Here is a 24,188-nt window from a genome sequence, read left to right on the forward strand (position 1 = left end):
GAAATTTATGCTGCCTTCAGGCTGATGTCGGCATCTCCTCTCGAGGCTTACGATTACGCTGGAGGATGCCAGGCGCTGAATCAGTGCCAATTCTTCTCAACCTGCGTTGGGCGAAGTAACAGAAAATAACCAAGCGTAATTATTATTACGTATATCCTGGTGTGCATTTTTTGTTATAGAATATCGCCTGATGACATTTTTATCAGGCGATTTTTATATTTATCCCTTATCGTCTGGCGCAAAAAAGGAAAGTTGCGATGGAAATGAGCCAGGGAGGTTCAATGAAAATGGTTTCGTTAATTACGTTATCGTGTGCGGGTATTTGGCTTATCTTGCATGGGCTCTGGATGTGGTTGCCCCTACGATAATCACGCGGTTAATTATAACGCCATGCGCCTTCACTACTATTAACGGGCGTTATCTCTTCGCTCAAAATCACTTTATCGGATAAGCCGACATATTTACGTGTCATCTGTTTTATATCGACAATCCACTTATATACCCCGGCGCTGGCGACCAGAGAACAATATTCTTCATAACCAATTTCGCCCGCAAAATGGCGGCGAGACGCTGCGCGGATGAGATCTTCATTTGCCCGCAGATTGACGCGTTTGAGGCTGTACTCACCTTCTATAATGCGAATATTTCCTTCGCTATCAACAAGCGTCACGTTTCCGGTAGAGACGAAATGAACGTAGAAAACGATGTTCTGTTTTTCGAGTTCTTTGATCAGTTCATGCAGCGTTATCTGCGTTCGAGCCTCAGAAAATAGAGTGCGTAAAATAATCAGTGCCTCAATAATAATGATTGCGATAGTTACAATAATGCTAATTAAAGTAAGTAAAGGTAACTATCTTCTAACAGAGAGCCACTATACGGGCAAAACGAATCCATAGACAATTGAAATTTGTGTTATCTCTATCACAAAAAATGACTATACCAAATTTCATGTTTCCGCTTTGTTTCTTTAATTCATATTCCTGATGGAATATATCAACATCATTAATACATATGATCGATTTTTGATCTAATTTAGGTATTATATATCATCGAATATTATGATAATACTTTAGTGGTGTATTATTTATCAGAGTGATATTCACGTTATTATTTAACAATGAAATCGTTTTCTTGTGGTGAAATGGGCGTTGGAGTACAGAGCGTCACGATTTGATCCTCAGGCCCGCGAAGTTGCGTTAAAAACAGCGGTGCGGGCAAGCAACTGTCGAAATCGGCGATGTGCCAAATCTGGCTGCCTGCCTGTTTAAGCATCGCCTCTTTGCGCGTCCAGATTTGCCAGAACGCGACGAGCTTATCTTCCGCCGCTGCAATCTGCGCCTGTTCACCGGGGCTGAATACCGATTCAACAATCCGCTGGCTATTTTTACGCGGGCGTATGACTTCAATATCGCAGCCCACCTCGCCCTCATCGCTCAGCAGCAGCACAATGTCATTGCCGCTGTGGCTGATGTTAAACCACAGCGGATATCCACCAACGAAGCCGGGTTTGCCGTTAGTGTTGCGAACAATCTCTGGCATCACGGCGGGGGAGATCGCCTGTTCAAGCAGCGCGCGTCCCGCTGCCTGAGCGTCGATGTATTCCGATATCTTTGTGCGCAGCAGGCGATACATGCTTATGCCCAGCGCTTGATGACCAGCGAGGTGTTGATCCCGCCGAAAGCGAAGTTATTGCTTTGCAGATATTCGCAGTCAATGTGACGCGCTTCGCCCATGATGTAATCCAGCTTGCCGCAGGCTTCATCAGGTTGCGTCAGGTTAATGGTCGGTGCGAACCAGCCTTCGCGCATCATCTGTAAGCTCATCCACGCCTCCAGCGCGCCGCAGGCTCCCAGCGTATGGCCGAAATAACTTTTCAGCGAGGAGATCGGCGTGGTCTCACCGAAGATCGCCGCCGTGGCCTGGCTTTCCGCCAGATCGCCGCGATCGGTTGCCGTACCGTGCGCGGAGATATAGCCAATCTGCTGAGCGCTGACGCCCGCCATCTGCAACGCCTGCTCCATGCAAATTTGCATCGTATCGCGCTGTGGTTGGGTGATATGCGCGGCATCGCAGTTGGTGGCGAAGCCGACGATTTCGCCGTAGATGGTCGCCCCACGCGCCTTCGCGTGTTCCAGTTCTTCCAGAATCAGCGTACCGGCGCCTTCGCCAATCACCAGCCCGTCACGCGTCTGGTCAAACGGCGAGGGCGTCGTTTTCGGCTGATCGTTGCGCTGGCTGGTGGCGAACAGCGTATCGAAAACGGCGGCTTCCGAGGGGCAGAGTTCTTCTGCGCCGCCCGCGACCATCACGGTTTGATAACCGTGGCGAATCGCTTCCCAAGCGTAGCCAATCGCCTGGCTACCGGAAGTGCAGGCGCTGGAGGTGGGAATGACCCGCCCGCGCAGGCCAAAGAACAGCCCGGTATTCACCGCCGTGGTGTGCGGCATCATCTGCACGTAGGTGGTGCCGGTAATATTATTGGTGTGCTTTTCGGTCAGCATGGTGGCGAATTCGCTCACCGGGCCGGTGCTGCCGGTCGATGAACCATAGGCGATACCGGTCTGGCCATTGGTCAGCACCGGGTCGTCAATCAGCCCGGCCTGCTCCAGCGCCAGTTCAGTGGCACGGGTAGAGAGCAGCGACACGCGGCCCATGGCGCGGATGCGCTTGCGGGTGTAATGGGCGGGCAGCGTGAAGTCATCAATGGGCGCGCCCAGCAGGGTATGCAGGCCAGCGTAGATCTGCCACTCCGGCATATGACGGACGGCGTTTTCATAATTCAGCAGCCCGCGCGAGACGTCCTGCCAGTTTTCGCCGAAAGCGGTGACGCCGCCCATGCCCGTGATCACGACACGACGTGTCATAACATGCCTCCGTTGATCGAAATCACCTGCCGGGTGACGTAGCCCGCGATGTCCGACATTAAATAACTCGCCAGCCCGGCGACCTCTTCGGCCTGACCCATGCGTTTCATTGGGATCATCGCCATGGCTTCTTTTAGCGCGGCCTCTTCCATTGCAACCATTCCGGTGTCAATCAACCCCGGCGCGATACAGTTGACGGTGATTTTGCGCTTCGCGAGTTCCATTGCCAATGCTTTGGTGGCCCCGATGATCCCCGCTTTGGCGGCGCTGTAGTTCACTTGCCCGCGGTTACCCATCACGCCGGAAACGGACGACAGCGTGATGATTCGCCCGCCTTTACGCGCGCTAATCATGGGCATGATGCAGGGGTGAATCACGTTGTAGAAGCTGTCGAGGTTAGTGTGAATGACCGCATCCCAGTCTTCTTCGCTCAGCGCCGGGAATGCGCCATCTCGAGTAATTCCGGCGTTGCTCACCACGCCGTACCACGCGCCGTTTTCGGCCATATCCTCTTCCAGCACCGCTAAGCACTGGGCGCGATCGCCCACATCAAAGCGCAGCAATCGCCCTTTGCCGCCAGCCTGCTCAATGGCGGCCAGCGTTTCGCGCGCGCCGGGTTCATCCTGATGATAGTGAACACCAAGGGTAAAGCCATCAGCGGCCAGTTGAAGGGCAATAGCCCGGCCAATGCCTTTGCTGGCGCCGGTGACCAGAACGGAACGGCTCATGCGTTTTCTCCCTGCTGAAACAGCGACGTTAACTCTTCGGTCGACGGCTGGAATGTGTTGACGCGGCCGGTGGCGGCCACGGTGTTATTAATCATTATTGTGCATTCGAAACTGCCAAAACGGCTGTCGCGCATCAGCAGGTGGGCGTGAATATCCAGCGTGGCGTGCGCAGGAAAAGAGCCTGCCTCGCACACCAGTTCACGCGCGCCGAGCACCATGCCCAGCGTCAGCTGTTGCTCGCCATCATCCTGACGATGCCAGCCGGACCAGACGCCGACCGTCTGCGCCATCAGTTCCAGCGCGTACCAGCCGGGCAGGTTGCCCGACGCATCAAGAAACGGCGCCAGCACGCCCGCAGGATTCACCGACACCTGACACTGAACGTCGTTTTCGCCAACAGCGGAAACCTGTTCAAGCAGTAACATCGGCGCGTCGTGCGGCAAATAGTCCGCGGGCGGTAAGTAGTGGCTCATGAACATCGTCCTAACAAAATACTGGTGTTGTTGCCGCCAAAGGCGAAAGAGTTGGAAAGAATCACCGGGCGCGCCAGCGGTGCACAGGCGTGAAGCAGGCCGCAGGGCGGCAGTGTGTCATCGACGGGCATTTGGCTGAAGTCCTGCGGTGGCAGCGGCAGGTTATGCTGCAAAATCAACATGGCAATACCTGCTTCGGTGATGCCCGCCGCGCCTAACGTGTGCCCGGTAAGATGCTTCGTGGAGCTACAGGGAACCGTATCACCGAAGATATGATTCACCACCTGCGATTCAATTTTGTCATTCAGCGGCGTGGCGGTGCCGTGCATATTGATGTAGCCCACGTCCTGCGGCGCGAGCTTCGCTTCTTTCAGCGCCTGAAGAATCGCGCGAATTGCGCCTTCGCCTTCAGGATGCGGAGCCGACATATGCCACGCATCGCTCGATTCGCCCACGCCCAGCAGCGCGATTGGCTGCGGCTCGCGGGTCAGTAGCATCAGCCCCGCGCCTTCCCCGATGGTAATGCCGCTGCGATCGCGACCAAAAGGCTGGCAGCGCGAGGCTGAGAGCGACTCCAGGCTGTTGAAGCCGTTGATCGGCATCCGGCTCAAGGTGTCCGCACCGCCAACAATCGCCACATCCGCTAAACCCGCTTCAATCAGACGGCGACCGCTAATAATGGCGCGCGCACTGGATGAACAGGCGGTAGAAAGGGTAAATGCCGGGCCATCGAGCGCCAGCCAGTGGCTGAGAAATCGCGACGGGTCGCCCAGTTCCTGCTGTGCGTAGCGCCACCGGGGATGCTGCTGGCTGACATGTTTATCGCCTTCGTCCAGCCCGGAGGTGCTGGTGCCCATCACCACGGCAATGCGCTCGCGGCCATAGCGGGCAATCGCGTCATCTACCTGCGGCTGGATCTGTGCCAGCGCTGCCAGCAGGAGCTGATTATTGCGGCTGCGATGTTCGGCAAAGGTGTCCGGAATATCGGGCAGTCCCGCCTCTACGCCGCCAAAAACGGCATCTGAATTGCCCTGCAACCAGCCCGCACGGGCACGCATTCCCGGCGCGATGCCGCGCGTCAGGTTCGCGGCGACCTCAGGCACGTTGTTACCCAGCGCGTTAATCATGCCCACGGCAGAGATAAAAATCATATCAGTCATCCAGGTATTGAATGGTGATGTGGTATTTGAAGGCGTGCTGCTCAATACTGACCGGCTCGCGTTTGCCTTTGCGCGTCAGGTAGGTTATTTCGGTTACCGTTTCGCCACGGGCGTTACGCAGTGCGCGCTTGTCGCCCGCATCGGTGAGCGTCCAGCCTTTCGGCAACTGCGGCTGCCACGCGCTAATCGGCAGATAGCTGAGCATCACATCAGCCAGTACCTGGCTTGCGGGCGGCAATTGCGGTACGACGATGTTTTGTTCGGTGCGCAGGCCTTTTTCATCATAGGTCAGCAGGAACAGACGTATCCCCAGCGACGATAGCCCGGCGAGCGTGATTTTGTGTTCATCGGCATCCAGCATCACCATTAATGATTGGGTTTTGCCGTTGAAGGTGCCGGTCAAAAGCTGCTGCGACGTAAAGGCGGGCGTCATGCCTGGCGCAGGCAGCGTTATGCGCGCGCCCGGTTGCAGCCAGGCGGTGGGGCGAGTGCCATCATGATCGTGGCTACAGCCCGTAAGCAGCAGCGCGGTTGCCAGCGCAAGGGCGCGCCAGGCGTTGCGTATCATCATCGTTTTTCTCTTTTTTTCGTTGGCATCGCCAGCGGCGACAGTAGCCAGGCAGTGAAGATACCGGAAACAAGGACAATCCCAAAACTGCTTATGGCCTGGGTACTGCTGAAGACCAGCATGCCCAGCGTCAACAAGGTGGTCATCATCGCAAGCGTAATGGCGAGCAGCGAGGTCAGCGGCGTACCGCGGGGGTTGCTGAAGAACAGGGTGTAGTTAATGCCGATACCCAATACCAGCACCAGCGCCAGCAGTGAGAAGAGGTTGACGCTGTGCCCGCTAAAGGCGAGCGCCGCCAGCCCGCAGCCCAACGAGAGCAATGAAGGAAGCAAACTGATTAACCCCTTGCGCCAGCCCGTTCGTACGACGGCGCCAATCGCGATAGCCGCCAGCGCCACGCCGAGCAGCACCGTTAATACGGTGCGGTACAGCGCGAACAGCGCATCGAAACTCTGTTTTCTGTCAACCCAGGCGACGCCGGTGTGCTGTTCCGCCAGCGCCTTTAACGCCGCGCTATCTTTCACGCCGTCCACGGGAATGAGCACGCCGCTGACGCCGCGCGGTAGCGTCAACCACATCAAGCGCCAGCCTTCGCTGACGGGGCTTGCCAGCCAGTCGGCCACGTTCACCGGCATCGCGCGAAGATCGGGTTTCACGTCATGCAGCCCCGCCTGTTGCAGTGCCTGGCCGATTGCGGGCGTGGCGTGATTAAGTAGCGCCAAATCCTGCGCCTGACGCGCCTGTGAATTGAGCGGAATCGTGCGATAACGGGCGAGTAAGCCTTGCTGGCGAGCGGTATCCAGATGCGCGGTAAATGCCTCCATGCGCGTCAGCGTTTGCTCTGGCGAGTCGCCGTAGACCACAAACCATTTCTGATCGACGTTCTGCCCGGTGAGCTGTGTGATCTGCTTTTCCTGTTCCAGAAGATGCGACGGCAGCGCCTGCAACTGGGCGATATCATCGTTAACCTGAAGCGTGGAAAGGCCGATCAGCGAAACCACGGCCAGCGCGGCGGGCAGGCCGTAAATCAGGGCGTTATTGCGTCGCCACAGGGCGAGCCAGCGCAGCAGCAGGCCGAGCATCGGTACCGGGCGCACCGGCAGCCCGCGACACAGCCACGGATGCCAGAACACGACCGTCAGGCAGGACGCGCTCAGCCCTACGGCGGCAAAGATAGCCATCTGGCGTATGCCGGGGAAGGGGGCGAGCATCATAATCAGATAGGCGACAACCGTGGTCAGCAGCGCCAGCAACAGCGCGTTACGCACTTTATTGAGACTTTGCCACGGCGAGTTTTCCGCGCCGTGCACCATCCGTTCGGTCAGATAATAGAGCGTGTAGTCGGCAGAAATGCCGATGATGCTCATGCTCATCACCAGCGTCATCAGGTGCAGTTCGCCAAACAGCAGCAGCGTCACCGTGGTACCCGCCAGTGCGCCAATGCCGATGGAGAGCAGGCTCAACAGCAGCGGGCGCAGCGAGCGGAATACCAGCACAATCAGTAGCAGCACGCCGAATACCGTTGCCGCGCCGAGCGTCGAGATATCGCGTTTCGCCTGCTGGCTGGCGTAATCGCTGTACAGCACGGTGCCGCGCGATAACACCTGCGCCTGCGGGAAGCGCGTTTTAAGCCGGGCTTCGGCGGCGGTCAGTTCCTGCACCAGTTGATGGGTTTGCTGCATATCAAACGCGTCGCTTTGCAGCTCCCCGTGCAGCAGATACCAGTAGTTACCGTCTTGATCCTGCGTTGCCAGCCAGCCATCCATCAGGCGTAAGCGCTGGCTGCTTTGCATTAACGCCAGTTGCGAACCGCGCGTCAGCATAAAGGGATCGTTTTGCAGTTCTTTGCCGCTGACGCCGGAGAAGGCGGAGTAGAGCTGCGAGAGAACCCACTGCGCCTGCGCCTCGCCGCCGTTTTGCAGGCGATCGCGGGTGGCGCTGTCGACCATGCCGTTACGATGCTGCCAGTAAAACGCGCCCCATTCCTGCTGGCTTTTGGCATCCATCGGGCCCTTCACCTGCGCCAGCGCCGGGGTGCTTTTCAGTTGATCGAACCACGCCTGCGCGACGTGGGGATCGGGCGTTTTACCAGGGCTGACCAGCCACATCATTTGTTTATCAAGGCGCGAGATAAAACCGTCGTTCAGCGCGGGTGGAATATCGCCCAGCGCCTGCTTTGGTAACATCGCCAGCACGCTGCTGTTCATCCTCGCACCGGGTAATAGCGCCAGCAGCGTACCCAGCAGGATCAGGCAAAAAACAGCCCAGATGAGCGCCGGGCGGCGGGCGTTATTGGGCGCTAAAACGTTGTTGTTCGTCATGGGTCAGGGTGGCTGGCGTCAGGCGGTGTTGTGAGAGGGCGATATCGGTGCGGTCGCCCTGCTGATCGTTCAACTGGATAGTTTCGAGGAACTGCTGCCCGCTCAGGTCGATAGAGGCAAAAATTTTATCCAGCGGTGAGGTGATGGGCGTCAGGCGCAGCGCCCAGCGGTTGTCGCCTTTGTCCTGAAGGCTGATGCGGAAATTTTGTTCCAGCACACGGCGGTCGGCCTGGAATAAGGCGCGCAGCAGATGATTAAGCTGGAACATCTGCGGGTTATTGTCGGCGGTGATCACCTGCGGCGGCTGGCCGTTCACCTGCTGCACCATGCGGGTATCGGTAAGCATCATTTGCATCGGGAACGGCGTTTTCTGATCCCACAGTAGCCCGTTATCACGGGCAATCAGCATCTCGCCCTGAGAACGCAGCGGCTGCGGCATCGTTTTAATGGTGCGGGTTTGCTCAAAGTGGGCGCGCACAATTGGCTGTTCGGTAAAGCGCTGTTGCAGATCATCCAGCGTCACGGCGTGTACCCATGGCGCAAGCAGCAGGCAAATAAGGGGCAGGAATTTCATGGCTCGACTCCCATACGTTCAAAGAGAATTGCCGGGCTGACAAAGCACATCTCTTTGCTGGCTTCCTCAACCGCCACCTGGATGGTGTAGCCGGTGGTGGTGCGTTTGCCGCTTTCGGCGTCGAAAATCTGGTAGGCAATGCGCAGTCGGTTTTCGTACTCTTCCAGATGTGCCCGCACGCGGATACGCTGTTCGAAGGTCAGGGCATCGCGATATTTGACGCGCGTATCCACCACCGGCCAGACATAGCCGGACGCTTTCATCTGGCGATAGCCGTAGTCGAACTGGTTAAGCAGCGCTTCGCGGGCGATTTCGAAATAGCGGAAATAGTTGCCGTGCCACACCACGCCCATCGCATCGACGTCATGAAACGGGATAGTGAGTTCAACCTCAGTGGTAAAGCGGGGAACGTTAAGCACCCTTTACTCCTTATTGGCCGCGTCGGGCAGCCGCCAGAAATCAAAAAAGTTAAACCAGTCCAGCGGCGCCAGAAGCGCGTAATGCTCCAGCCGCTGCGCATAGCGGTCTACCGCCTGCTGAAGCGCCGCCTGGCGCTCTGCGCGCGGCAGCAGCAGCGGGTCGGCGAACGGTTCGCAATGAATGTGTAATTGGCCCTGCTGTTTCAGGGCGAAAATCAGTAGGGTCGGGCAGCGCAGCAGTGCGGCGAGAATAAACGGCCCCTGCGGGAACGGCGCGGGCTGGCCCATAAAACGGCTCCAGATAACGCGCCAGTCGCCGCCGCGCTGACGGTTAACGGCGATGCGATCGCCGACGATCGCCACCCATTCGCCGCGATCCAGTTTCTCTTTCAGCAGCATGGCGGTATCCGGGCCAATATCGGTAACCGGCATCAGGTTCATCCCGGCCTGCGGCGCCATTTCCTGCATGATTTGTTTGAATCGCTGGGCGTTTTCACTGAACACCAGCGCGTTGATCACCCGGCCTTCTTCGCGTTGCGCCAGCGCCCGACAGGCTTCTACATCGCCAAGATGCGAGGCCAGCAGCAGCTTGCCGCGTGGTTCATGCATCGCCAGCGCCGCTTCCGCGCCGGGGGCAAACACCACCTCATGACCGAAACGCAGTTCCCCGCGCCAACTGGCGACTTTATCGAGCATCGCCTCGCCAAAGCGCAGAAAGTGGCGATAGCTGCTCAGCGGCTTCGCGTTCGGCTGCTGTTGATGTACACGCGCGAGCCACTGCTGCGAGGCGCGTCGTTCCGTTGCGGCAATCAGCCAGTACAGTGCCACCACCGGTTTTAGCAGCAGCGAAAATGCGCCACGCCCCAGCAGTTGCCAGACGCGCAGCATCAGGCGCATGCCCCATAATCCTTTCACCTCTTTTTGCTCTGCCCAGTGGACATTGCGACGGCGAAACAGCAGCGACGGAATACGCGGCAGCATGCCGAAGAAAAGGCGGGTGTGCATCCACGAGATGCGCACGTTGTCTTTCAACGCATCGAAATGAGAAAGGCCATCCTGCGGGTAGGTGACGCGCGTTGGCAGAAAATAGCTGCGATGGCCCTGCCAGTAGAGGCGCACTATCACTTCGGTGTCGAAATCCATTCGCTTGCCGAGCGGCACACGCTGCGCCAGCTGTAGCGTTGGCATAACCGGATAAACGCGAAAGCCGCACATGCTGTCTTTAAGCTGCAATGACAGGGTTTCAATCCATACCCAGACGTGGGTTATCCAGCGGCCATACAGGCGTGAGCGGGGGATGGAGTCATCGTAAATCGGCTGGCCGGAAATCAGCGCCTCGGGATGTTGCTGCGAAAGTGCGAGCAACGCCGGGATATCTTCAATCGCGTGCTGCCCGTCGGCATCGACCTGCACCGCATGGCTGAAACCCGCGCGCGCCGCCTCTTCCAGCCCGCGGATCACCGCCGCGCCTTTCCCCGCATTGTGCGCCTGGCGAATGAGCGTGACGCTGGGGTGATTCTCGGCAAGCGTGCGTAATTCGCGCCGGGTCGCGTCGTCGCTGCCATCGTCGACGATGATAATGGGCAGGGCAAACGGCGCAAGACGCGCCAGCACCCGCGCCATCATCGCGCCGTGGTTGTAGCAGGGGATCACCACGCAGGGCGTGAAAGTTAGCGGCATAAACGGATTTTCCCGCTGCTGGTGGTGTGGCGTGTGTCGCCGTCGTGGCGCTGGTAGCGGAAGGCGAGCACCTGACGCGCCTCCAGCCAGGTCAGCGTTAAGGTGACCCGGTTTTCCGGTAACAGCGGGGCCTGGAATTTGACGTTCTGAATACTGTGAAAACGATAATCAGGCGTCAGTAATCGGCTGGCATAATGCATGACCCACTCCAGCTGTGCCACACCCGGCAATAGCGGCTGGACGGCAAAGTGGCCTTTAAACCAGAACAGCGTGGCGGGCAGATGCAGGACAATCTCCGCCTCGCCCGCGCCCGTATGCTGGCAGGAAATTTCATCGGGCGTCATGGTCATGAAAGCACTCCTGTAATTGCGCATCGATGCGCTTATTCATTGTATTCACTGGAATAACATCTACCACGCGCCAAAAGCGGGGAAGTGCAACGGGCTCCAGCCACGGGCGCAGCGTCTGACGCCACGCCTGCTCCTGTTTGCGGCTCGCGCGCTGCCACGCCTGGCGCGCATCATCATCAAGCACTAATAGCACTCCAACGTTCTGCCGCGTGCCGCGCGTAATCAGTATGGCTGCGGCATCGCGCACGCCCGCCAGCGATAACACGCGCTGTTCGATTTCCGCCAGCGAGACCCGTTTTTCGGCGATTTTGACCACCCGACCGCGCCGCCCAAGCAGATGAAAGTGGTTATCCGCAGTGACGCGCAGTGCGTCTTCCAGCAGTAGCCCGGCGGGCTCAGCAATCAGCGGCGACGTCACGCGCCAGCGGTCGTTTTCTGCCGTGAGCGTCACGCCGGGGAAGGGCTGCCACGGAGTATCGTCTGAACGGCGTTGTCGCCACGCGAGTACGCCCGTTTCGCTACTGCCGTATATTTCGTCGGGCCAGACGTTCAGCCAGTGATGGGCGTGCTGCGCATCCTGCCAGTGCAGCATGCCGCCCGCAGTGATCACCATGGCGACGTCCGGGGCCGTCAGCCGCGCATCCAGATGCTTCAGAAACGCCGGGCTGCTGATAAACAGATAACGCTGCTGCGGGAGCGCGGCCAGTTGTTCAGGCCAGGCGAGGATGTCGGCATGTAGCGGCAAGCCCAATGACATCGGCAGAAAAATGCGGAAGGTCAGGCCGTAGAGATGCTGCGGTGAGACGGAAGCGACCACCCGGCAATCGGTCAGCCGCCCGGCAAAGCGCGCGGCCAGCAGGGCGGATTCTGCATCCAGCGCCGCCAGGCTTTTGTGAATACGTTTGGGCTGCCCGGTGGAGCCGGAGGTAAAAAGTTCCAGACCGGCGTCATCAGGTATCGCGGGAAGCGGTTGGGCATCTTCACGGGCGTGGGTATTGATGATGCGTAAAGGGCCGTCCCAGCGCAGAGGTCCATCGCTTAAGACGCCGTCGAACAGCGCTCGTTGTTCCTCAAGTAGCGCGGGGCGAGCGTGGCCCGGCAACACCGGCGTTTTTCCGGCATGCAGCGTCGCCAGCAGGGCAACAAGAAACAGATAGCTCTCTTCCAGACACAGCGCCCAGCGCTGGCCCTTCTGCGTTTGCAGCCACGCGCAGTGCGCGGCCACGTCGTTGCGCAGCTGGCCCAGCGACCAGAGGCGCTCGCCTGACCAGGCGACGGTCGTGCTGTCGGGGCGTTCGCCACTCAGCCAGCGGGATAACGGGCGCGGCACGTTCATGCGGTTTCTCGCTTCATCACCCGGCGGCGCACCAGCCATTCACCGGCCATCAGCGCGCCCATCAGCAGGTAGGCGATCATCCCGTTCCACGCGCTCCACAGCGCCATATCGCCGATCTGCGCGGTGATCAGGGCAACGCTGCCGTTGAAAATAAAAAAGCCGCACCAGATTTGCGTCACGCGCCGCGTGTAGCGCACACCTTGCTCAGAGAGTTGGGGATATTGCAGGCGCGCCAGGCGTTCAACCAGCGGCATCGCGCTGAACAGTGAACTGCCAAACAGGGCGAGCATGATGCCATTGACCGCCACAGGCCAGTAGAGCAAGAGCTGATGCGTTCCCAGCAGCACACTGGCAAGACAGAGCGCCAGCCCGGCTAGCGCGACGCTTTGCATCACCCGACGCATCGGCCCGGCGTTGTCCTGCGCCTGACGCAGACGAAGCAGCAGAACAACCGCCAGCGTGGGCAGCAGCCATTGCAGGCCGTTATGCGCCAGGCCAAACCAGACCAAAAATGGCCAGGCCAGCAGCACACACGCGGTGATTATCTTGAGGAGCGGTAAACGCACGAAAAATCAGGCTTCCCGCAGCAGGCGCTCGACGGCGTCAACCACATCCTGCACGGTGCGCACGGCTTTGAACTCTTCCGGCTTAATTTTCTTGCCGGTCTTTTTCTGCAACTGGACGATCATATCCACAGCATCAATGCTATCGAGTTCAAGATCTTCATACAGACGCGCCTCGGGGGTGATGGCCGCCGGGTCTACTTCGAACAGTTTTACCAGCAGGGAAGTGACTTCCTGATAGACAGCAGTTTGGTCGGTCATGATGGCATCTCCTCAGGCGCGTTGGGATTGAATGAAGGCAGCGAGCGTCGCCACCGAATAGAAATGCTGACGCATCGCTTCATTTTCAGCAGAAAGCACAATGCCATACTGGTTTTTTACCGCCAGCCCCAGCTCCAGCGCATCAATAGAATCCAGGCCTAAACCGTCACCGAACAGGGCCGCATCGGTGTCGATGTCGTCCACGCTCAGTTCGTCCAGATTCAATGTGTTAATGATGAGATGTTTAATCTCAGAATAGAGCTCTTGCATCGTTAATTCCTGCACAATGATGTTTTAACAAATTAATTGTAATTTCTGTAAAAGATGCCGGTTTAGCGCGCGCGCGGCCAGCGCCGGTTCTTGCTTATTCGCGGTGATAAAATCGTCAATACAGATTCGCTCGCGGACGACAACCTCAAACTGCGGCGTCGTTGCCGGGACGTGATACCACGGGCGCTGCTTATCCAGCAGGTGCTCGCTACAGCGTATGCTCACCAGGCGTAAGTCGCGTTCACAGCGCACCGCGATATTGGCTGCCCCGCGCTGAATCGTCATCTTTTCGTCAGGGCGAGTGCGCGTACCTTCCGGGAAAATCAGCAGGGTATCGCCGCGCTGCAAACGGGCCTGGCTTTCGGTCAGCAGCCGTTCAGCCTCGCTATTGACCAGGTAATCTGCCGCGCGGATCACGCCGCCGACAAACGGGTTCTTCAACAGCGCGCTCTTTACCAGACAGTCTGTTTCCGGCATCACCGAGGCCAGCAGGACATAATCAATCAACGTCGGATGATTCGCCACCACCAGACAACCGCGCGCCTGACGTAAAATATCAGCGCCCTGTACACGGTAACGCAGTACGCCCGTCACGCTGGCGAACCTCAAAAAAGCGCGGAAGCTGGCCGAAATGCTGCGGCGCGCCAGGCGACGGCGTTTGTCGTCATCGCCAATCACCAACAGCAGCAGGTTAAACCAGCACAGCGACAGCAGCAGTCCGCCCAGGCCAAACAGCGCAAAGCACAATACGGTCATCAGCAATCGCCAAAAGCGATTGATGCGCCTCGCGATCATGTCTGGCTCCAGCACCAGCGTAACCGTTCGCCCTGAAGGGCGAAATGGGCTGTGCGGCCCAGGTAATGCTGTAAAAATTGCAGGCTTTGCGGTAGCGCAGGCTCTTCTTTCGTTCCACCCGGCTCGGTGGTGCACTGAACCTGATTACCCGCTTCAATTACCAGCGCTGTCGCAAAGGCCCAGGCAGGCATCTGTGCGGGTAATGAGGCACGGTAAAAGTCCGGCAGCGCACCGTCAAAATCGACCATTAAAATACGCTGGTGGCCCGCCTGTAGCAGGCACATCACCTCGCATAAGCCTTGCAGGAACGTGTCGCGCCCGGCGCTCAGCGACGAGGAGACAATCGGCTGTTTTGCAGCGATGGTGAGATTGCCAACCGCCGCGTTATGCACTGACATCGCGAAATCGGTCGGTGAAATGGCCTGATCGCTCGCCAGCGCGCTAAGGATACGGTAATTACGCTCCAGCTCGCCGTGGCGACTGGTGTAGAGCACGGCATCAATGGCATGGCGACGCAGCATCGTAAGGCCACACTCTACGGCCAGCTTGCTACCCGAACTCAGGCGGCGCGCGGTCATCATCGGCAATTCAACCAGCTTCGCCTGCGGGCTGGCAGGATCAATGGCATAAGGCGATTGCGCCCATGACAGCCACTGGTCAGCCTCGCCCAGTCCAGGCGCTCGGGCGATCCAGTCGATGATGTTGAATGCTAATTTCATTAACGCGCGTCCGCGGGGGAAAAATACGTACTTAAAATACGCCGGGCGTAATGCCGCGATCGCGTTATTTTAACGACCAGGGTATTTCTTATCTATCTTCTACAAAATAGTGGGGACTTTACAAAAAAAATGCATTTTAGTCATGCGGAACAAACTGATTTTTGCTCATCATTTGTTTCAGGCGGGATAACAGGGCAGCCAGAACTGCCCTGTTATCGGCGTTAACCGAGGAACATTACTGACACGCAGAGTACACCCACAATCAGCGTAATCAGGCTGCCGATGGAGCGGTATGGCTTCAGCGACGGGATGAGGTACGTAGAAAGCGTTGGCATGATAAACAGAATCATGGCGATCAGCGGGCCGCTTATCGCGTAGATCATCGAAATGGCGTTCGGGTTGATGCAGCAGACGATGAAGGTCAGCGTGGAGACCAGCAGAATCGACAGCATGCGGTTAAACGAACGACTTTTGCGCACGCCAACCTGATTCAGGGACGCTTTAACCATCTCACTCGCGCCTTCAATGACGCCAAAGTAGGTGCCGAGGAACGATTTCGACATCGCTACAATCGCCACAATAATGCCGGAGACGGACAGCCAGTTTGGCGAGTTGGGCATCATCGACAGCGCTGACAGAATCGTCACGCCCTGATCTTTGGCGGTATTGATGTAATCCACCGGAATGGAGAGCAGGCAGCTAAAGACAAAGAACAGCACGCTCAGGCAGATAATCAGATACGCGACCTTCATGATTTTTTTGCATTTACCCATCGCGAGATCGCCATATTTCTCTCTGCGGTCGATAGCGAAGGTAGAGATAATTGGCGTATGGCTAAAAGCGAAAACCATCACGGGGATGGATAACCACACCTGGTGCAGCGTGTGCGGCGTCACTTCCATTTGCCCGGTGAGTAGCGCGGGCTGCCAGCTGCCTGTCAGGTAAATCGACAAAAACAGGAAGTAGGCGATCAGCGGGAATACCAGGAAGCCCATCACTTTGATGGTGGCCTGGCGACCGGCAAGGAAAATCACGTTCAGCAGCAATACCACGCCAAGGCTCACCAGCACGCGTAGCGTCAGATCGACCGGCATATGCTTGGCTATCTGTTCGGTGATGGAGTTGGTGATGGCGACGGCGTAAATCAGAATCACCACAAAGAACGCCAGGAAATAGAGCGCGGTGATGAGGTTGCCAATTTTTTTGCCGTAGTAGTGGGTGACTGCACCGGTTATCCCGACACCCGCAGGGGTGTTGGAGGAGAGGATAAACTGACACAGGGCGCGATGTGGCCAGTACGTCAGCGGCCACGCGACCAGCGCGGTAACAAACAGTACCACGGCGCCTGCGGAACCCAGCTGGATCGGCAGGAACAGGGTACCGGCGCCTACAGCCGTGCCGTACAGGGCAAAGCTCCAGAGCGTCTCTTCTTTTGACCAAATTTTAGACATTATGCGAATTTAATAACCATGGAACATACAAAATGGAGCGTAATTTACCATAATTATGATTCGTGGTGGTTATGAATACTATTGATGGCCTGGAGCAGCATTGCCGGATGGCGGCTGCGCCTTATCCGGCCTACGGGTGTGCGGGGTATTGCAGGATGCGAGGGCGCTGTATGTCCTGTAGGCCGGATAAGCGCAGCGCCATCCGGCAGGGCGGTCAGCTCCGGACCATCGCCCGTTGCATACGGCGCTTCATCACGCGCTCGCGCAGCATGTCGTACACCCAGTTATAGAGCATGGTGTATGGCAGGAAGAACAGGAAGAAACCAATCTCCAGCGTCAGCGCCTGCATCAGCGTTACGCCCAGCACCACCGACACAATGCTCACCCCAATCACGATAAAACCACACTCAAACCCCAGCGCGTGGAAGGCGCGGATTTTCGCCGTACGGGTGACGCGCGTCACCGGCCACAGGCGGTCAAAAATGGCGTTATAGATGATATTCCACACCATCGCCGTGGTGGCGAGAATGATGGTTAATCCACCCATTTCGAGCACCGAACGTTGCATTAGGTACGCGGCGGTCGGGGCGAGGATCGCCGTGGCGATACCCTCAAAGCACACGGCATGGAAAATGCGTTCCGGCAGCTTTCTGCGGTGAAGGTTGTCGTTTTGCATGGTGATATGACCTCAATTTGTTCTCTGTATTGCTGGGCATTTTATGGATAAATATGATAAGTAAAAGATAGATTCCATCGATAAAGTAGATAGGTTATGCGCTATTCTCCCGAAGCCCTTACCGCATTTGTTGAAACCGTCGACAGCGGTTCGTTTTCCGCTGCCGCGCGGCGCTTACGAAAAAGCCAGTCCACCATCAGTACCGCCATTGCCAATCTTGAGGCCGATCTCGGTGTGACGCTGTTCGATCGCACATCACGCCAGCCGGTACTGACGGCCGAAGGTCAGCGCGTGCTGAGTTACGTGCAGGCGATTCTGGCCGCCAGCGAGCGGCTGGATGAACTGGCGGTGGCCCTGAGCAGCGAAACGGAAGCGCGGCTGGCATTTGTGTTGTCCGATACGCTCCATCCGGATGTGCTGGAGGAGCTGATGGTGCAGTTTGACCGTCGTTTCCCGCATACGGAGTTCGAATGTCTGGTGGGTGAAGACGATGATGTTATCGATTTGCTGCAAAAAGGGCGGGCACAGGTGGGGCTGATTGAGGCGCGGGAAAGTTATCCTACCGATATTGGGCACACTCGTCTGCCGATGCAGACGCATATGGCTATCTACGTTTCCCCCGATCATCCGCTAACCGCGCAGACCAGCGTCGAGTGGGATCAGCTGCATACCTGGCGCGAGCTGCGGCTGAATACCTATCTTGAAAATCGCCCCACGCCTGCGCGCGGACCGGTGTGGTCTGCGCCTAACTATCTGATGTTAATGAGTATGGCCGCACAGGGATTCGGCTGGTGCGTGCTGCCCTGTGCGCTGGTGGAGGAGTTTTCCCGCTCTGCGCCGTTAACGATGCTGACACTTCCCGGCTGGCCGATCGCTGTCTCTATCGATTTGCTGTGGAACAAAAGCGCGCCACCGGGCGCGGCCGGAAGCTGGGTCAAAGCGTATCTGCAACAGGTGTCAGCCTGACAGAAAACCTTTGTGATAAATCTCACTTTTTTTAAACAATTACGATAATAGTTGATAACAATCATCTACTATAGCCGGATTATTTTGCGCTGAGGTAGAGATGAAAGACGTCGTTATCGTAGGTGCAGTCCGTACACCCATCGGCTGCTTCCAGGGGGCGCTCTCCCGCCATTCGGCTGTCGAGCTGGGCAGCCTGGTGATCAACGCGCTGGTCGAACGCAGCGGGATTGAGCCTCATGTTATTGATGAAGTGATTATTGGTCAGGTGCTGACAGCGGGCACCGGGCAAAACCCTGCCCGGCAGTCGGCGATTAAAGGCGGCCTGCCCAATACCGTTTCAGCCATCACCATCAATGACGTCTGCGGCTCGGGCCTGAAAGCGTTGCATCTGGCGACGCAGGCTATTCAGTGCGGTGAAGCGGATGTGGTGATCGCGGGCGGACAGGAGAACATGAGCCGCGCGCCACACGTTCTGACCGACAGCCGCACCGGTGCGCAGTTGGGTAACAGTCAGCTGATTGATAGCCTGGTGCACGACGGATTGTGGGATGCGTTTAACGATTATCATATGGGCGTGACGGCGGAAAATCTGGCACGCGAATATGGCATCAGCCGTGAACAACAAGATGCCTGGGCCCTGAGTTCCCAGCATAAGGCGCGCAAGGCGATTGATTCCGGACGCTTTCGCGATGAAATCGTCCCGGTCGTAAACGCCCAACCTAATGGTGAAGCACTGTGCGTTGAAACCGATGAACAGCCGCAAACCGATCCCAGTGCGGAAGGCCTGGCGCGGCTTTCTCCCGCATTTGATCAGCTGGGTTCCGTCACCGCCGGGAATGCGTCGTCGATCAACGATGGCGCCGCGGCGGTATTAATGATGAGCGAAAGCAAAGCGCTGGAGCTGAATTTACCGATCCTGGCACGCATCCGCGCGTTTGCCAGCGTCGGTGTCGATCCCGCGCTGATGGGCATTGCCCCGGTGTATGCGACCCGCCGTTGTCTGGAGCGAGCGGGCTGGCAACTGAACGATGTTGATCTTATTGAAGCCAACGAAGCGTTTGCCGCGCAGGCGATTTCTGTCGGCAAGATGCTGGAGTGGGATGAGCAGAAAGTGAATGTGAACGGCGGCGCTATCGCCCTGGGTCATCCTATTGGCGCTTCCGGCTGCCGTATTCTGGTGTCTCTGGTTCACGAAATGATGAAACGCGATGCCCGCAAAGGCCTGGCGACGCTGTGCATTGGCGGCGGTCAGGGCGTGGCGCTGGCCGTGGAACGCGATTTACCCGCCGCATAATCTCTTACAACGCTACTAAAATCCCCGGTAGCGTTAAGATTACCCTGAGTTAATCCCTCTTTACCCTCCTCACTATTAACGCTAATACCAATGACGTAGCAAAAGGCTTTTTGCTTACACTTTTGCCGCCGTTTGTAATGTTTTACGTTAAGTTAATTCTATAAAAACCACATTAATCAAATCCTTATTATTTGATGAAATAAAATAACTCTGGTTATTTTATTTTTCACACCTTTCATAACTTGTTGTTTTTTAATGTTTATTTGAAGCGGGTGTTTTAGCGAATTATGTGTGAAAAATGAATTACATGTGACTTATATCTCATAATTATGGTGTTTTGACATTTTTTTATTGAAGCCGATCACGCCATTTCGTGCCGTATTTTTTGAAACAAATAATTACGATCCTGATCACTAAAACACATGAGTTAAAAAAATAAAATGCAATTCCATAAAAACGAAACATGATTTCAATTGAGAGATAGCAAATGTTTAAAAAAACTCTGGCCCTGGCTGTATTGTGTGGAGCATCTTTTGCCGCATCAGCGGTAACTGTTGATTTACGTCATGAGTTCATTGATGGTGGTAAAACAGATAAATCTAACGCTGACCGCGTTTCTGTTTCTCATCGATTTGCAAATGGCTTTGGTTTCTCTGTTGAAGCAAAATGGAAGTCGGGTGGTGATAATACCGATAAGCCGTATGCGGATTTTATTGGTAATGGTCACGAAGAGACGATTAGCTGGCAGTGGAAAGCCAATAAGAATTTCTCGGTAACGCCGGGATTCAATATTGAAAGTAATGATAGCCGCTCTATTTACAAACCGAACCTGCGTGTTCAATACAGCTTCGACAGTGGTTTTTATGTCGCCGCGCGTTATCGTTATGATTACACGCGCTATCCTTCTAATGCCGGAAAAGATGATGACAAAGTCAACCGTGGCGATGCCTGGGCGGGTTATGTGTTCGGCGACTGGCGTACCGAGCTGAACTATGTTTATGCGCGCAGCACCGAAGGTACTGCACGTAATAATAACAAACCTTATTCTCAGGAATATAACGTTAAGCTGGCTTACCGTTGGGATAAAAACTGGGCGCCGTATGGCGAAGTGGGTAACGTGGGTGTGAATGACCGTAACGATCGCCAGACGCGTTTCCGTGTCGGTGTGGCGTATACCTTCTAATTAATTCTTCCACCTCGTTATTAACCCGGCGTAGTTAGCCGGGTTTTTCTGTTTTCTTTTTTTCCTGTAATCATATTTCTAATATAAACGGCAGATAAAAAAAAGGCCCTCCACAAAGGAGGGCAAGGCCAGTTACAGAAACACTACATCAAATACTCATTCACTCATACTTCATATTCAGCCATTCAGGCCTGAATGAAATCACGCTGCGCCGGAAGTTTGGCGATATAAAGCGCCGGTTTCCCGTCTTTGTCGGAGCTGAACAGCACCGCGCCATCGTGTGGCAGGAAAGAAGGGTGCGGATGCGTGACCTGGCGGCTGTTTTGCACCGTCGCCCAGGAGGTGTCGTGACGCGCGATGCGGAAGTACGCTTTTTTCGCCACGTCGAAACCGTATAAATAGGGATCGTTGTCGATAGTGTAACCGCTGGTGTCTTTCACATCGACCGGCGTACCGGAACCGTCACCGACCAGCAGCGTACCGTCGAAGTTGCTCATCAGATGCGAACAGGCCGGCATCTGCATCAGCGCTTCGTTGACGCCGGTGTCCGGGTTATAACGATAAATCGTGCGACCCTGCTTGCCCTTCAGATAAGAGACATACACCAGCGCCGAACCGTTCGGTACCCAGAATTCATGGGTGCAGCTTTCGCCTTCCGCATGCTCTTTGACTTTGCGCACGTTGCTACCGTCTTCGTTTACCAGCCACATACGGGCATCGACCAGATCGTGCGGGCCTTCGTGGCAGAACGCGACGGTATTATCATCGAACGGGCGATAAATGGGGTGGCCGAGCCAGTTTTTCTCTTCGTGAATAACTGAGCTTTCGCCGGTTTGCAGGTCAACGCGCAGCAGGCGGCAGTGCGGGCCTTTATGGAAGAAGTCGTGGAACAGCTGCCAGCTATTGAGCGGCGTCCAGTCACTTTTGGCAATCTCAATGCCCACCAGTTTGGTGCAATCGCTGTTGGAAACCCAGGTACCGTAGCCGACCCATTCGTCCGGCACGCGATACACTTCCCGCTCCACCAGGGTTTTCAGGTTAACTTCCAGCAGGGTGCGATCGTTTTTCACATAGTAGAGCGATTTGTCATCAGGCGAGAGAAAACCGCCGAAGGTGTTATCGCCTTCACCTTCCGTTAATTGCACCGCTTCTGCATTGGCGACATCCAGCAGGTAGTAGTTCCAGTGGCCGTCGAACTCACCCGCGAACAGCAGATGGCTGCCATCGTTGAAAAAGCACTTCTGATAGAAGTAGTTGCGATGACAGGTGACTTCTGGTGGGGTTAAGCGGGTGACTTCCGCGCCTGTGTCTGGATCGCGGCTGACCTCATAGTTCAGTTTTACCCGCATACCTTTAGCCATGTTGCACTCCTTTTTCTCAAGCAATGGTGGCGTAAAGCTCACCGGCCGATGTGGATGTCGTTTTAAAAATGTAGTGATAATTTATCAAAACATCGTTTCATTGTTTGTGATGGTGAGCGCATTTTGTACGAAAAGGCAGTAAATTCAATCCAGAGGATGCTGTCCAACACGATGTCTCCATAAATGAACTTTGTTTTCTGACGGATATTTCTCACATTTCAGTTAATTCTTAATGATTCTATTTTACTGAATTAAAAAGACTTTATTTTATCGCGGGCGATAAGGGGAGACATATTCGTGATCGCTTCTGCATTTTCAGCAATATCACGCAGAAAAAGTGAAACGATGTTTTAATTGTAATTGAAAACCCATTTCATCAGCGATAAGATGACCTCATTGACAAAGCGGAACCCTGTTTCAGGACGCTTAATAAAGATAAACAGATGGTCTGGAGGCATTCGGTGGACGTAAGACAAAGCATTCATAGTGAACATGCAAAAACGCTGGATACGCAGGGCCTGCGCAACGAATTTCTCGTTGAGCAAGTCTTTGTCGCGGATGAGTACACCATGGTGTACAGCCACATCGACCGCATCATTGTCGGCGGCATTATGCCGGTGGCGAAAACCGTTTCTGTGGGCGGTGAAGTGGGCAAACAGCTGGGCGTGAGCTACTTCCTGGAGCGTCGTGAGCTGGGCGTTATCAATATCGGCGGCGCAGGCACCATCACCGTTGACGGTAAATGTTATGAAATCGGCCATCGCGATGCGCTGTATGTCGGGAAAGGGGTGAAAGAAGTGGTGTTCGCCAGCGTCGATACGGCGAAACCGGCGAAGTTCTACTATAACTGCGCACCGGCTCATACCTCATATCCCACCAAAAAAGTCACGCCGGATGACGTTTCTCCGGTCACGCTGGGCGATAACCTCACCAGCAACCGTCGCACCATCAATAAATACTTTGTGCCTGATGTGCTGGAAACCTGCCAGCTCAGCATGGGGCTGACTGAACTCGCACCGGGAAATCTGTGGAACACCATGCCGTGCCACACCCACGAGCGCCGTATGGAAGTGTACTTCTACTTCAATATGGATGAGGACGCCTGCGTGTTCCATATGATGGGGCAGCCGCAGGAAACGCGTCACATCGTGATGCATAACGAACAGGCAGTGATTTCGCCGAGCTGGTCTATTCACTCCGGTGTGGGTACCAAAGCGTATACCTTCATCTGGGGAATGGTTGGCGAGAACCAGGTCTTCGATGACATGGATCACGTGGCGGTTAAGGATCTGCGCTAAGTCGCGGGCAGCAAAAGAAATAATGCCTGTCGCGAACAGGCGCAATCAATAAGGAATTTAACATGATTTTAGATGCATTCTCGTTACAGGGTAAAGTTGCCGTCGTCACCGGTTGTGATACCGGCCTGGGCCAGGGTATGGCAGTTGGCCTCGCGGAAGCGGGCTGCGACATCGTGGGTATCAACATCGTTGAGCCAGCTGAAACCATCGAGCGCGTTACTGCGCTGGGTCGTCGCTTCCTGAGCCTGACTGCCGATCTGCGTTCCATCGACGGCATTCCTGCGCTGCTTGATCGTGCGGTAGCGGAATTCGGTCATATCGATATCCTGGTCAACAACGCCGGTCTGATTCGTCGTGAAGACGCGATCGACTTCAGCGAAAAAGACTGGGACGACGTAATGAACCTGAACATCAAGAGCGTGTTCTTTATGTCTCAGGCGGCGGCGAAACACTTCATCGCGCAGGGCAAAGGCGGCAAAATTATCAATATCGCCTCCATGCTCTCCTTCCAGGGCGGCATCCGCGTGCCGTCTTACACCGCCTCTAAAAGCGGCGTGATGGGCGTAACTCGCCTGATGGCCAACGAGTGGGCGAAACATAACATCAACGTTAACGCTATCGCGCCGGGCTACATGGCGACCAACAACACCCAGCAGCTGCGTGCGGATGAAGAGCGTAGCGCGGCGATCCTCGACCGTATCCCGGCGGGTCGCTGGGGTCTGCCGAGCGATCTGATGGGGCCGATTGTCTTCCTGGCTTCCAGCGCATCCGACTACATCAACGGCTATACCGTGGCGGTAGATGGCGGCTGGCTGGCTCGCTAATTCCGGGCTAACGGTGAGAACCCTGCTTCGCGGCAGGGTTTTTTTTGCCTGTAA

26 protein-coding genes are annotated in these 24,188 nt (G+C 56.0%); 5 read left to right on the forward strand and 21 right to left on the reverse strand.

The window, feature by feature from the left end:
* Positions 1-376 precede the first annotated feature (376 nt).
* The 20 genes from G163CM_RS22395 to G163CM_RS22490 form a co-directional block, all read right to left on the reverse strand.
* Positions 377-832 (reverse strand): DUF1398 family protein, encoded by a 456-nt coding sequence (locus G163CM_RS22395; RefSeq protein WP_338050294.1) that lies wholly within the window; start codon positions 830-832, stop codon positions 377-379.
* A gap of 275 nt (positions 833-1,107) precedes the next feature.
* On the reverse strand, positions 1,108-1,632 hold the full coding sequence (acpT, locus tag G163CM_RS22400) for a 4'-phosphopantetheinyl transferase AcpT (protein ID WP_231826329.1): 525 nt from the start codon (positions 1,630-1,632) through the stop codon (positions 1,108-1,110).
* Between the two features lie 2 nt (positions 1,633-1,634).
* Complete coding sequence (locus G163CM_RS22405) at positions 1,635-2,864, reverse strand: beta-ketoacyl-ACP synthase (RefSeq protein ID WP_231826330.1); 1,230 nt, start codon at positions 2,862-2,864, stop codon at positions 1,635-1,637.
* Positions 2,861-3,592, reverse strand: coding sequence for a 3-ketoacyl-ACP reductase FabG2 (locus tag G163CM_RS22410; protein WP_231826331.1), 732 nt, complete (start codon positions 3,590-3,592; stop codon positions 2,861-2,863). The genes G163CM_RS22405 and G163CM_RS22410 overlap by 4 nt, the downstream gene beginning before the upstream one ends.
* The gene (locus G163CM_RS22415) at positions 3,589-4,065 is read right to left on the reverse strand and encodes a hotdog family protein (RefSeq protein ID WP_231826332.1); all 477 of its coding nucleotides are present in this window, start codon (positions 4,063-4,065) and stop codon (positions 3,589-3,591) included. Before G163CM_RS22415 ends, G163CM_RS22410 begins: the two co-directional genes overlap by 4 nt.
* Complete coding sequence (locus tag G163CM_RS22420) at positions 4,062-5,216, reverse strand: beta-ketoacyl-[acyl-carrier-protein] synthase family protein (RefSeq protein WP_231826333.1); 1,155 nt, start codon at positions 5,214-5,216, stop codon at positions 4,062-4,064. Before G163CM_RS22420 ends, G163CM_RS22415 begins: the two co-directional genes overlap by 4 nt.
* 1 nt (position 5,217) lies before the next feature.
* Positions 5,218-5,793: a DUF3261 domain-containing protein gene (locus G163CM_RS22425; RefSeq protein ID WP_231828413.1), complete on the reverse strand. Its 576-nt coding sequence runs from the start codon at positions 5,791-5,793 to the stop codon at positions 5,218-5,220.
* Positions 5,793-8,114: an MMPL family transporter gene (locus tag G163CM_RS22430; RefSeq protein ID WP_231826334.1), complete on the reverse strand. Its 2,322-nt coding sequence runs from the start codon at positions 8,112-8,114 to the stop codon at positions 5,793-5,795. The genes G163CM_RS22425 and G163CM_RS22430 overlap by 1 nt, the downstream gene beginning before the upstream one ends.
* On the reverse strand, positions 8,083-8,688 hold the full coding sequence (locus G163CM_RS22435; RefSeq protein WP_231826335.1) for an outer membrane lipoprotein carrier protein LolA: 606 nt from the start codon (positions 8,686-8,688) through the stop codon (positions 8,083-8,085). Before G163CM_RS22435 ends, G163CM_RS22430 begins: the two co-directional genes overlap by 32 nt.
* Positions 8,685-9,107, reverse strand: a complete 423-nt coding sequence (locus G163CM_RS22440) for an acyl-CoA thioesterase (RefSeq protein ID WP_231826336.1) — start codon at positions 9,105-9,107, stop codon at positions 8,685-8,687. Before G163CM_RS22440 ends, G163CM_RS22435 begins: the two co-directional genes overlap by 4 nt.
* Positions 9,108-9,110: 3 nt before the next feature.
* Positions 9,111-10,787 carry a glycosyltransferase family 2 protein gene (locus G163CM_RS22445; protein ID WP_231826337.1) on the reverse strand — a complete coding sequence of 559 codons (1,677 nt, stop codon included), beginning with the start codon at positions 10,785-10,787 and terminating at the stop codon, positions 9,111-9,113.
* A complete protein-coding gene (locus G163CM_RS22450; protein WP_231828414.1) occupies positions 10,778-11,131 on the reverse strand; it encodes an ApeI family dehydratase in 354 nt (117 codons plus the stop codon). The genes G163CM_RS22445 and G163CM_RS22450 overlap by 10 nt, the downstream gene beginning before the upstream one ends.
* Complete coding sequence (locus G163CM_RS22455; protein ID WP_231828415.1) at positions 11,118-12,473, reverse strand: AMP-binding protein; 1,356 nt, start codon at positions 12,471-12,473, stop codon at positions 11,118-11,120. The genes G163CM_RS22450 and G163CM_RS22455 overlap by 14 nt, the downstream gene beginning before the upstream one ends.
* Complete coding sequence (locus tag G163CM_RS22460) at positions 12,470-13,039, reverse strand: COG4648 family protein (protein WP_231826338.1); 570 nt, start codon at positions 13,037-13,039, stop codon at positions 12,470-12,472. Before G163CM_RS22460 ends, G163CM_RS22455 begins: the two co-directional genes overlap by 4 nt.
* Positions 13,040-13,045: 6 nt before the next feature.
* Complete coding sequence (locus G163CM_RS22465; protein ID WP_015963162.1) at positions 13,046-13,297, reverse strand: acyl carrier protein; 252 nt, start codon at positions 13,295-13,297, stop codon at positions 13,046-13,048.
* 12 nt (positions 13,298-13,309) lie between these two features.
* Positions 13,310-13,567, reverse strand: a complete 258-nt coding sequence (locus tag G163CM_RS22470; RefSeq protein ID WP_015963163.1) for a phosphopantetheine-binding protein — start codon at positions 13,565-13,567, stop codon at positions 13,310-13,312.
* 24 nt (positions 13,568-13,591) lie between these two features.
* Positions 13,592-14,380, reverse strand: a complete 789-nt coding sequence (locus G163CM_RS22475; protein WP_420851454.1) for a lysophospholipid acyltransferase family protein — start codon at positions 14,378-14,380, stop codon at positions 13,592-13,594.
* Entirely contained in the window at positions 14,359-15,081 is a 723-nt protein-coding gene (locus G163CM_RS22480) for a beta-ketoacyl synthase chain length factor (RefSeq protein ID WP_231826339.1), read from the reverse strand. Before G163CM_RS22480 ends, G163CM_RS22475 begins: the two co-directional genes overlap by 22 nt.
* Positions 15,082-15,302: 221 nt before the next feature.
* A complete protein-coding gene (locus tag G163CM_RS22485; RefSeq protein WP_231826340.1) occupies positions 15,303-16,532 on the reverse strand; it encodes an amino acid permease in 1,230 nt (409 codons plus the stop codon).
* Positions 16,533-16,746: 214 nt separating this feature from the next.
* A complete protein-coding gene (locus G163CM_RS22490) occupies positions 16,747-17,208 on the reverse strand; it encodes a multidrug/biocide efflux PACE transporter (protein ID WP_231826341.1) in 462 nt (153 codons plus the stop codon).
* 96 nt (positions 17,209-17,304) lie between these two features.
* Here G163CM_RS22490 and G163CM_RS22495 point away from each other — a divergent pair, with 96 nt between their 5' ends.
* The 3 genes from G163CM_RS22495 (at position 17,305) to G163CM_RS22505 (ending at position 20,651) form a co-directional block, all read left to right on the forward strand.
* A complete protein-coding gene (locus tag G163CM_RS22495) occupies positions 17,305-18,174 on the forward strand; it encodes a LysR family transcriptional regulator (protein ID WP_231826342.1) in 870 nt (289 codons plus the stop codon).
* 100 nt (positions 18,175-18,274) lie between these two features.
* A complete protein-coding gene (locus G163CM_RS22500) occupies positions 18,275-19,468 on the forward strand; it encodes an acetyl-CoA C-acetyltransferase (RefSeq protein WP_015963169.1) in 1,194 nt (397 codons plus the stop codon).
* A gap of 487 nt (positions 19,469-19,955) precedes the next feature.
* Complete coding sequence (locus G163CM_RS22505) at positions 19,956-20,651, forward strand: oligogalacturonate-specific porin KdgM family protein (RefSeq protein ID WP_231826343.1); 696 nt, start codon at positions 19,956-19,958, stop codon at positions 20,649-20,651.
* A gap of 185 nt (positions 20,652-20,836) precedes the next feature.
* Here G163CM_RS22505 and G163CM_RS22510 read toward each other — a convergent pair whose 3' ends face one another.
* Positions 20,837-22,012 carry an oligogalacturonate lyase family protein gene (locus G163CM_RS22510; protein WP_015963171.1) on the reverse strand — a complete coding sequence of 392 codons (1,176 nt, stop codon included), beginning with the start codon at positions 22,010-22,012 and terminating at the stop codon, positions 20,837-20,839.
* 461 nt (positions 22,013-22,473) lie between these two features.
* Here G163CM_RS22510 and kduI point away from each other — a divergent pair, with 461 nt between their 5' ends.
* Together kduI and kduD are read left to right on the forward strand one after the other, a co-directional pair.
* Positions 22,474-23,310 carry a 5-dehydro-4-deoxy-D-glucuronate isomerase gene (kduI, locus tag G163CM_RS22515; RefSeq protein ID WP_231826344.1) on the forward strand — a complete coding sequence of 279 codons (837 nt, stop codon included), beginning with the start codon at positions 22,474-22,476 and terminating at the stop codon, positions 23,308-23,310.
* Positions 23,311-23,372: 62 nt separating this feature from the next.
* Positions 23,373-24,134 carry a 2-dehydro-3-deoxy-D-gluconate 5-dehydrogenase KduD gene (gene kduD, locus G163CM_RS22520; RefSeq protein WP_015963173.1) on the forward strand — a complete coding sequence of 254 codons (762 nt, stop codon included), beginning with the start codon at positions 23,373-23,375 and terminating at the stop codon, positions 24,132-24,134.
* Positions 24,135-24,188 lie beyond the last annotated feature (54 nt).

The sequence above is a fragment of the Pseudocitrobacter corydidari genome (assembly GCF_021172065.1).
GTDB lineage: Bacteria > Pseudomonadota > Gammaproteobacteria > Enterobacterales > Enterobacteriaceae > Pseudocitrobacter > Pseudocitrobacter corydidari.